The organism is Skermanella sp. (assembly GCF_059503625.1).
In genome coordinates this window covers 1-7254 of record NZ_JCACHA010000929.1, presented here as the reverse complement: position 1 = coordinate 7254, position 7254 = coordinate 1, and the positions used below count along the sequence as shown (strand labels likewise).

Sequence of the window (7254 nt, the reverse complement as noted above, 5' to 3'; positions counted from 1 at the left end):
CGCGCGGATCGCGGATGCCCCGGTTGCCGTCGATCGCGTAGCCGACCGCGATCGAGTGGATCAGCTCCTGGTCGGCGCCGCCCTGGAACTGGCGGGCCTGGGCCAGCGCCCGGCGGACGTCGGCGTTGTTGACCTCGTGGCCGCCGATCGGCACTTCCACGTTGGAGGTCTGCGAGGTCGGCTGGCCGCCGGAGATGTTGACCAGCACTTCGCGGATCGTCTCCCCGGCCATCTGCTCGGCGGTGTGGACGGTGGTGCCGATAGCCTGCTCCGCCGCGTCCATATCGACGATGGTGCCGGCCCGGAGACCCCGCGAGACCTGATGTCCTATGCCGGTAATGCGCAGCACGCCGCCGTCCTCGACCCGTGCGATGAAGCAGCAGACCTTGGTTGTGCCGACGTCCAGTGCAGCGATTACCCCGCCGCGAACCTGTCTCTTAACTCTCTTGCCAGCGTTGAAGGCCATTGCTACGCCCGTCATCCCCTCAGGCTGTCGCCTATTCGTGTATTCACATTAACATCCCAAGATGCAGTATTTCAAACAACGATTTCGATACTGCATTTGGTGTGGATTACCTCTTTAGATTAATACATCGGAGACATCATATCTTTTGCTCTGGAGCACGGCGGCGTTGTGCCGCAGCGGTCGAAGTCTGTATCACGAGGCGATCGGGCAGGCGCAGATCTACCGCCACGATATCGCGGTCCAGAACCGGCTGCTTCGCTTCCTGATCGGCGAGATGATGGAGCGCTCCGCCGATATCGCTCTCCGGCAGACGGATGATGACGCCGTTGGACAGATGAAGGTCCCACCGGCGCCCTCCTATCCGGGTGGCGGCGTTGACCCGCTGGAACAGCGCGGGCACCGTGCTGAGATGACCCAGCAGTTCCTGCGCATGCTTGGGAGCATCGGCGCCGATGATCTGGAGCAGGTTGTTGTAGCGGCCAAGCTCGCGCTCGGTCAGGACCTCGCCGTCGCGGTCGATCAGGGCCAGCTTGCCGTCGCGCTGCCACAGCGCCATCGGCCGGCGCTCGTCCAGCTTGACGAAGACGGTATTGGGCAGGCGCCGCTCGACCGTCGCATTGGCGACCCAGCGCAGCCGTTCCAGGCCGGCGCGGGCAGCTTCCGGATCAAACTGCATGATGGGGTCGCCGCGCTTGACCTGGATCGCGGCCATCACGGCGTTGCGGTCGGTTTCGTTGCGGCCTTCGACCAGGACTTCCTGGACTTCTAGGCCGGCATCGACCGTCAGGTCGATCAGCGCCGCCGTGATGCGGTTGCCCATCTGGCCGAACCAGCCGGTCTGGTATGCCCAGGTGCCGGCGCCGCCGAGCATGACGACGGGCAGGGCCACCATGCCGAACTTCAGGGCAGTGCCCGTCCAGCGCGGCCAGGAACGCCGGCGGTTGGCTTTCTGGGTCGCTTTCTGGGTAGCGTTCCGCGCACGCTCGGCGGTGCGGGTGCGCAGATCCCGTGGGGCGCAGAGTGCTGGCTTGTTCACGCGTGACATATGGCGTTCTCCACCATCCAGACGACCAGATCACCGAAAGAGATACCCAGGTATGCCGCTTGTTCAGGGACGAGCGACAAGGGGGTCATACCCGGCTGTGTGTTAATTTCTAGGAAATAAACTCCGGAAATATCCGGAATCGTATCGTCCCAGCGGAAGTCACTGCGGCTGACGCCGGCGCATCCCAAAGTATTGTGGGCCAGCAAAGCCATCCTCATCGCCTCTTCCAAGACTTCCTTGGGTGCAGGGGCAGGTACCAGATGGGTAGCACGGCCATCGGTGTACTTTGCAGAGTAGTCATAGAAGCCGGAGTGCGGCTTGATTTCCGTCACTGTCAGCGCACGGTCGCCCATGACTGCAACGGTCAGGTCGTGGCCGGGAATATACTGTTCAATCAGGACAGTTTCACCGTGATCCCAACTTTCGGCATAGGAAGGATGTCTGTTGTCGCCTTCTCGTACTATCTGGATTCCGACGCTAGACCCTTCGTTGTTCGGCTTAAGGACATAGGGTGCCGGCATGATGTCGCCGGAAAGCACCTGTTCGCGGGTCGCGACCATGCCATTGGGGGAACGGACGCCTACGCCGTTCAGCAACCGCTTGGTGGCCGACTTGTCCATGGCGATGGCCGAGGCCAGCATGCCGGAATGGGTATAGCGCAGGCCCAGGATGTCGAGCACGCCCTGGATCGTGCCGTCCTCTCCGAAGCGTCCGTGCAGCGCGTTGAACACCACGTCGGGACGGGGGGTGAGTGCCGCCAGCAAGGCTGGAAGGTCGCGGGTGACGTCGATCAGGGTAACGCGGAAGCCGCGTTCCTTCAAGGCGGACGCCACGGCGGCGCCGCTGACCAGCGAGACTTCGCGTTCGGCGGACCAGCCTCCGTGAAGGACGGCGACGTGCTGGCTCATGGCCGGTTTCCCTGTGAGCGGATGGGCGAGAGGGTGCTTGAGGATGCCGGGACGCCGATGCGGCGGATTTCCCAGCGGAGTTCGATGCCCGAGGTTTCGTAGACCCGGCGGCGGACTTCCTCGCCGAGCGATTCCAGGTCGTCGGCGGTCGCGGTGCCGAGGTTAAGCAGGAAGTTGCAGTGTTTCTCCGACACTTGAGCGCCGCCGATGGTCAGGCCCCGGCAGCCGGCGCGGTCGATCAGTGCCCACGCCTTTTCACCGGGAGGATTGGCGAAGGTCGAACCGCCGGTCCGCGCCTTGACCGGCTGGCTTTCCGCCCTGGACGCCGCGATCTCGTGCATGCGGCGGCTGATTTCCGCGTGGTCGCCCGGATGCCCGCGCAGCACGGCCGAGGTGAAGATCCAGTCTTCCGGCACGTCGCTGTGGCGGTAGCTGAGGCCGAGGTCCTCGCGGCTCAGGGTGTGCGAGGCGCCGGAGCGGTCGAGCGCGGTGGCGGAGACGACCACGTCGGACAGTTCGCGCCCATAGGCGCCGCCGTTCATCCGGAGCGCGCCGCCGATGGTGCCGGGGATTCCGGACAGGAACTCCAAGCCGGCGATGCCGGCGTCGCGCGCGGCGTTGGCGACGTTGAGGTCGAGCGCCGCAGCGCCCGCCGCGATCTCGCACCCGTTCACCGACATATCGACAAAGGCGCGGCCCAGGCGGATCACCACGCCGGGTACCCCGCCGTCGCGCACCAGCAGGTTGGAGGCGACGCCGATCACCGTGACGGGCACGTCGGCCGGGCAGCCGGCTAGGAAGTCGCCGAGATCCGCCGCGTCGGCCGGCTTGAACATAACTTCGGCCGGGCCGCCGACGCGGAACCACGTGACGTTGGCGAGCGGGGCGTCGGCGGTCAGCCGGCCGCGCACCGCCGGAAGGCGGTCGATCAGGTGCGGTTCGTGCTGCATGCGGGCCGCCGCCGTCATGACCGCCCTCCGCCGGCCGTCTTCTTCGCGTCCAGGTTCTTCCCGTCCAGGCCGTCCAGGCCGTTCAGGCGGTCGAGTTCGCCCGGGAGGGCGTTGGCCCAGGCGGTGATGTTGCCGGCGCCCAGGCAGACGACGAAATCGCCGGGCTGGGCCAGATCGTGGACCATCGACGGCAGCGCGTCGGCGCTGGGGAGAGCCAGCACCTGACGATGGCCGCGTATCCGCAGGCCTTCCACCAGACCGTCGCGGTCGGCGCCCTCGATCGGCTGCTCGCCGGCGGCGTAGACATCGGCGACGATGACGACGTCGGCGTCGTTGAAGCAGGCGCAGAAATCCTCGAACAGGCTGTGCAGGCGGGAATAGCGGTGCGGCTGGACGACGGCGATGGTGCGTCCGGTCCCGGCGGTGCGGGCCGCCTTCAGGACCGCCGTGATCTCGACCGGGTGGTGGCCGTAGTCGTCGATCACGGTGACGCCGTTGCTTTCGCCCGTCTTGGTGAAGCGGCGCTTGACCCCGGAGAAGCGGGCGAAGCTGGCGCGGATCTTCTCGCCCTCGATGCCCATTTCGTTGCCGACGGCGATGGCGGCCAGACTGTTCTGGACGTTGTGCAGGCCGAACATCGGCAAGTGGATGTTCTCGATCACGCGCGGCTCGCCGGCGACGCGGTCGCTGAGCGCCACGTTGAAGTGGGCGCCGTCGGTGCCGGTGACCACGTCGACGGCGCGGACATCGGCCTGCGGGCTGAAGCCGTAAGTCACGATGCGGCGGTCGGCGACGCGCGGGATCATCGCCTGCACTTCGGGATGGTCGATGCAGAGTGCGGCGAAGCCGTAGAACGGGATGTTCTGGACGAAGCTTTCGAACGCCGCCTTGACGCCGTCGAAGGTGCCGTAGTGGTCCAGGTGTTCAGGGTCGATGTTGGTGACGACGGTAATCAGCGCCGGCAGCTTCGTGAAGGTGCCGTCGCTCTCGTCCGCCTCGACCACCATCCAGTCGCCGGAGCCGAGCCGGGTGTTGGTGCCGTAGGCGTTGATGATGCCGCCGTTGATGACCGTCGGGTCCAGCCCGGCGCCTTCCAGCAGGGTGCCGACCATGCTGGTGGTCGTGGTCTTGCCATGGGTGCCGCCGATCGCGATCGACCACTTCAGGCGCATCAGCTCGCCCAGCATCTCGGCCCGGCGGACGACCGGTATAAGCGCCAAACGGGCGGCGACGACTTCCGGGTTGTCCTTCTTCACGGCTGACGAGATCACGACGACGGAGGCGTCGGCGAGGTTTTCGCCGCGATGGCCGATCTCGACCGGGATGCCGAGTGCGCGCAGGCGCTTGACGTTGGCGCTGTCGGCGATGTCGGAGCCGCGCACGGAGTAGCCGAGGTTCCGCAGGACCTCGGCGATGCCGCTCATGCCGATCCCGCCGATACCGACGAAGTGGATCGTCCCGATGGACAGGGGCAGGGCTCTCATTTTATTCGGCGGCCTCGGTTGAGTAATGATCGGCGCCGGCCCTCGGCCGGTCGCTGTGGGGGGCGCTGGGGTGAGTCAGGGGTGCGCTTTTTCCGGTGGCGAGAACGATGTCGGCCAGACGCGACGCGGCGTCGGTGGCGCCTCGGGCACGGGCGGCTTCGGCCGCCTTGGTCAGCGTCGCGGGCAGCTCGAGCAGCGCCGTCAGGCGGTCGGCCAGCGAGCGGGCGGTGAAGGCGGTCTGCGGCATCAGCCACGCGCCGCCGGCATCGGCGACGGCCTGGGCGTTGGCGGTCTGGTGATCGTCCATGGCAAAGGGATAGGGAACCAGCAGGGCAGGACGCCCGACGGCGGCCAGTTCGGCGACGGTGGAAGCGCCGGAGCGGCAGATCGCGAGGTGGCAGGCGGCCAGACGTTCCGGGACGTCGCGGAAGAACGTGGACAGCTCGGCCTCGACGCCGGCCTTGGCGAAGGCGGCCCTGGCCGCTTCCAGATCCTCGGGGCGGCACTGCTGGGCGATCCTGATCCGGCGCTTGAGGGCGTCGGGGAGGAGCCCCAGAGCTTCGGGCACGATCTCGCTGAAGATGCGGGCGCCCTGACTGCCGCCGACCACCAGCAGGTGGACCTCGCCGCCGTCGTCCAGCGGCGGATAAGGCAGATCGCGGACGGCGGTGACGTTGGGGCGGACCGGATTGCCGGTGAAGACCAGCTTGCCGGCGTCCGCCGGCTTGACCGCCGAGACGGCCGCGAAGGAGGTCGCGATCCGGACTGCGCCGGGGGTGGCCAGCCGATTGGCGCGGCCCAGCACGGCGTTCTGTTCATGCAGGACGGTCGGCACGCGGGCGCGCTGCGCCAGCAGCACCGTCGGGACGGAAGGATAGCCGCCGAAGCCGACGACGGCGGCGGGCTTGAGGCGGGACATCAGCCGGCGGGCCTGGAAGGCGCCGAGCGTCAGCTCGAACATGCCCCGGACCTTGCCCATGATGCCGCTGCCGAAGCTGGAGGCGCGGATGCGATGGACTTCCACTTCCGGCAGGGCGTCGCCGAAGGCCTTGCCGCGCCGGTCGGTCACCAGCACGACGCGCTGGCCGCGCGCCAGAAGCTCACGCGCCAGCGCTTCCGCGGGGAACATGTGCCCGCCGGTGCCGCCGGCCGCCAGGACTACCGGAGCCAGGATTGCTGGTGATGACTGGGTAGCGTCGGTCATTTGCCGTCTCCCCCGCCGAAGCGCTTGCGCGTCAGGGCCAGCACCATGCCCATGCCGAAGCCCAGCGCCAGCAGCGACGAACCGCCATAGCTGATGAAGGGCAGGGTCATGCCCTTGGTCGGCATCAGGTGCAGGCTGGACGCCATGTTGATCCAGGCCTGGAGACCGAACTGCGTCAGCAGGCCGGTGACGGCCAGCACGACGAAGAGGTTGTCGTCGCGCATCACGCGCATGAAGCCGCGGATGACGATGAAGGCGAACAGGGAGATCAGGACGAGGCACCAGAACAGTCCCAGCTCCTCCCCCGCCACCGCGAAGATGAAGTCGGCATGGGCGTCGGGCAGCATCATCTTGATGCTGCCCTGGCCCCGACCGGTGCCGAAGGCGCCGCCGTTCTGGAAGGCCTCCAGCGAGCGGGTGACCTGATAGTTGTCGCCGGCCGCCGGGTCGAGGAACCGGTTGACGCGGCTCGCCACGTGCGGGAAGAACATGTAGGCCCCTATCAGGCCGACGATGCCGAGCGCCCCCAGGATCGCCACCAGGATGATCGGCAGGCCCGCCAGGAAGAACTGGCCGAACCACACGACCGAGACGACGAAGGTCATGCCGAAGTCCGGCTGCATCATCAGCAGGCCGACGACCATCAGGTAGAGCATGATCGAGATGACGGCGCCGGGGAACCGGTCGCTGGTGCGGCCATGGGCGAACAGCCAGGCGGCGACCACGGCGAAGGCCGGCTTGACGAACTCCGACGGCTGGATCGACAGGCCCGGCACATGGATCCAGCGGCGCGCGCCCTTGATCTCGAACCCGATGACCATGGTCAGCGCCAGCAGGATCGTGAAGACGATGAAGGCGACGATGGCGGTGCGCCGGACGCCGCGCGGGCTGAGCAGCGATACGCCGACCATCAGCAGGCAGGCCGGCACCAGCGTCAGGATGTGGCGCTGGACGAAGTGGAAGTTGTCCAGTCCGATCCGCTCGGCGACGGCCGGGCTCGCCGCCTGGACCAGCACGATGCCGAGACCCATCAGGACCGCCAGCACGGCCAGCGTCCAGCGGTCGACCGTCCACCACCACTTGCCGAATATGGAATGGTCGGTCCGGGCGAAAGCGGTCATGGCGCGACTTCCTTTTCCGCGGGAGCGGACCGGTCGATGGAGGCGTGGACCAGCGATGCGAAAACTTCGCCTCGGT

7 protein-coding genes are annotated in these 7254 nt (G+C 67.2%); all 7 read right to left on the bottom strand.

The annotated features are described in order from the left end of the window. On the bottom strand, positions 1 to 466 hold a 466-nt coding region (locus AC5JJ6_RS33935; RefSeq protein ID WP_496046272.1), incomplete at its 3' end, for a cell division protein FtsA. A 136-nt stretch (positions 467 to 602) separates the two neighbouring features. Then, positions 603 to 1511, bottom strand: a complete 909-nt coding sequence (locus tag AC5JJ6_RS33930; RefSeq protein WP_496046271.1) for a cell division protein FtsQ/DivIB — start codon at positions 1509 to 1511, stop codon at positions 603 to 605. After that, the gene (locus AC5JJ6_RS33925) at positions 1499 to 2419 is read right to left on the bottom strand and encodes a D-alanine--D-alanine ligase (RefSeq protein ID WP_496046270.1); all 921 of its coding nucleotides are present in this window, start codon (positions 2417 to 2419) and stop codon (positions 1499 to 1501) included. The genes AC5JJ6_RS33930 and AC5JJ6_RS33925 overlap by 13 nt, the downstream gene beginning before the upstream one ends. Next, on the bottom strand, positions 2416 to 3387 hold the full coding sequence (gene murB, locus AC5JJ6_RS33920; RefSeq protein WP_496046269.1) for a UDP-N-acetylmuramate dehydrogenase: 972 nt from the start codon (positions 3385 to 3387) through the stop codon (positions 2416 to 2418). The genes AC5JJ6_RS33925 and murB overlap by 4 nt, the downstream gene beginning before the upstream one ends. Beyond that, a complete protein-coding gene (gene murC, locus AC5JJ6_RS33915; RefSeq protein WP_496046268.1) occupies positions 3384 to 4853 on the bottom strand; it encodes a UDP-N-acetylmuramate--L-alanine ligase in 1470 nt (489 codons plus the stop codon). Before murC ends, murB begins: the two co-directional genes overlap by 4 nt. Before the next feature lies 1 nt (position 4854). Next, complete coding sequence (gene murG, locus AC5JJ6_RS33910) at positions 4855 to 6057, bottom strand: undecaprenyldiphospho-muramoylpentapeptide beta-N-acetylglucosaminyltransferase (RefSeq protein ID WP_496046267.1); 1203 nt, start codon at positions 6055 to 6057, stop codon at positions 4855 to 4857. After that, complete coding sequence (gene ftsW / locus AC5JJ6_RS33905; RefSeq protein ID WP_496046266.1) at positions 6054 to 7178, bottom strand: putative lipid II flippase FtsW; 1125 nt, start codon at positions 7176 to 7178, stop codon at positions 6054 to 6056. Before ftsW ends, murG begins: the two co-directional genes overlap by 4 nt. Positions 7179 to 7254 lie beyond the last annotated feature (76 nt).

What these genes read in the sequence shown, in the direction of transcription:
- AC5JJ6_RS33930 (WP_496046271.1), bottom strand. Translation starts at nt 1,511, where the DNA reads ATGTCACGCGTGAACAAGCCAGCACTCTGCGCCCCACGGGATCTGCGC.
- AC5JJ6_RS33925 (WP_496046270.1), bottom strand. Translation starts at nt 2,419, where the DNA reads ATGAGCCAGCACGTCGCCGTCCTTCACGGAGGCTGGTCCGCCGAACGC.
- murB (WP_496046269.1), bottom strand. Translation starts at nt 3,387, where the DNA reads ATGACGGCGGCGGCCCGCATGCAGCACGAACCGCACCTGATCGACCGC.
- murC (WP_496046268.1), bottom strand. Translation starts at nt 4,853, where the DNA reads ATGAGAGCCCTGCCCCTGTCCATCGGGACGATCCACTTCGTCGGTATC.
- murG (WP_496046267.1), bottom strand. Translation starts at nt 6,057, where the DNA reads ATGACCGACGCTACCCAGTCATCACCAGCAATCCTGGCTCCGGTAGTC.
- ftsW (WP_496046266.1), bottom strand. Translation starts at nt 7,178, where the DNA reads ATGACCGCTTTCGCCCGGACCGACCATTCCATATTCGGCAAGTGGTGG.